This window comes from Alteromonas sp. 07-89-2 (assembly GCF_013113925.1).
Lineage (GTDB): Bacteria > Pseudomonadota > Gammaproteobacteria > Enterobacterales > Alteromonadaceae > Alteromonas > Alteromonas macleodii.
This window is the reverse complement of record NZ_VTYM01000070.1, coordinates 1-1,323: the sequence shown is the minus strand read 5'-3', so window position 1 is coordinate 1,323 and position 1,323 is coordinate 1. Positions and strand designations below refer to the sequence as shown.

Here is a 1,323-nt window from a genome sequence, read left to right as displayed (position 1 = left end):
TTTAATTAGATGGTCCGCCTCACCTCTAAGCTAGTCTTAGAGTTAGGCAATCAAAGAGGCGAACCATCATGTCTACTATTAAAGTTCTTGGTATCGATTTAGGCAAATCATCCTTTCATGTGATAGGCCGTGATTATTCTGATAACCAGATTATTCGCAAAAAGTTTTCCCGCACAGCACTCATTCAGTTTCTTCACCAAGTACAACCATGCACAATCGCGTTCGAGGCTTGTGGCGGTGCACATTGGCTCGGCAGGCAATGTGAGTCGATGGGACATAAAGTCAGACTGATCCCTCCGCAATATGTAAAGCCCTTCGTTAAAAGCAATAAAAATGATTTCATAGATGCAGAAGCAATATGCGAAGCATCAACAAGACCCAATATGCGCTTTGTCAGCGTAAAGTCAGAAGAAGCCCAGGTCATTTCCGCTATTCATAAAGCCAGGCACGGTTATATTAAAGACCGGACAGCATGTATGTCCCGCATAGGCGCATTGCTTCTCGAATTTGGCATTGCGCTGCCAACAGGCCATAGCGTGATGAAGCAGTTATTTAACTGGCTTGCTCAGCAACGACAGGAATTGCCGGGCCTACTCATGCAAGAGCTTGCGGAGCTTCACGATTACTATCTGTTTCTCAATGAGAGCATTGAGAAACAAGACAAAAAGCTAAAGCAACTCGTTGAATCAAACCCGATAGGTCAGCTTCTTAAAACGATTCCGGGGATTGGAGACATGACAGCTAGTCTTTGTATTGCCAACATCGGTAGCGCCACTGACTTTAAAAGTGGGAGAAACATGGCGGCATGGTTGGGACTGGTTCCAGCGCAGTATACGACTGGCGGTAAACCCAAATTACTGGGGATAAGCAAACGGGGTAACAAAGAGCTCCGGACCTTGTTTATCCATGCTGCCAGGGCGGTCATGTCCAGGCCAGATAAGACCGGCAAAATTTATGGCGATTGGCTGATTAATTTACGCGCCACAAAACCATTCAATGTTGTAACCGTCGCTCTGGCCAACAAGCTGGTACGAATAGCATGGGCAGTAATGAAAACTAAACAAGCATTCAATAGCAAAGCGTTAGCACCAGGTTTGCAATGATAAATATGATGACGAAAACGGTAGAACCACTGGATTAAAACCTGACATAAAAAACAGCTCACAGAAGCTTTCGGTTTTTTGAGGATAATCCAGCGCGGATCTCATCGTGGAGCGGGTTGCGAAAGCACCTAATCAGACTCCGAATACATTAGCGCATAACCAACCCCGTTATCGACATTTATTGTTGCAATAACGAGGCGGACCATACATTTTTATGTCT

1 protein-coding gene is annotated in these 1,323 nt (G+C 45.1%); it reads left to right on the top strand.

What is annotated here, in order from left to right; all coding sequences use genetic code 11:
- Positions 1-68 precede the first annotated feature (68 nt).
- Positions 69-1,103, top strand: coding sequence for an IS110 family transposase (locus F0261_RS19715; RefSeq protein ID WP_171338731.1), 1,035 nt, complete (start codon positions 69-71; stop codon positions 1,101-1,103).
- The last annotated feature ends 220 nt before the right edge of the window (positions 1,104-1,323 follow it).

Coding starts and splice junctions, on each gene's coding strand:
- F0261_RS19715 (WP_171338731.1), top strand. CDS start 69: ATGTCTACTATTAAAGTTCTTGGTATCGATTTAGGCAAATCATCCTTT.